This is a genomic window from Planococcus sp. RAB007_Raresut, assembly GCF_057369535.1.
The window spans coordinates 1-266 of the sequence record NZ_JBXYIF010000133.1; the positions used below are offsets into that span (position 1 = coordinate 1).

Below are 266 nucleotides of genomic sequence, written 5' to 3' on the forward strand. Positions count from 1 at the left end.
GTTGATATGGATTAGAAGCGGTAACCGATTTTTAAGCCATAAGCTAAAGCATCATTGTCATTAAATTCTGCAACATAAGTATCTGATCCAAAGTTAGATGCGGCTTGCGCTTTTGCATCGCCTAACCAGAAGTATTTAACACCACCAGCGATAAAGGTTGCAGGTGTTGGACTATATTGAAGTCCTAAGCCAACATTCCAGTAACCTTCAGTTGGGCCAAGAGTTGATATAGGATTACCTGCACCAGAATCCCAACCTACTGAGAC

The 266-nt window shown here is 41.7% G+C and carries 1 protein-coding gene; it reads right to left on the reverse strand.

What is annotated here, in order from left to right; genetic code table 11:
- Nucleotides 1–11 precede the first annotated feature (11 nt).
- On the reverse strand, nt 12–266 hold a 255-nt coding region (locus AC2Q9J_RS18035; RefSeq protein WP_499042072.1), incomplete at its 5' end, for a hypothetical protein.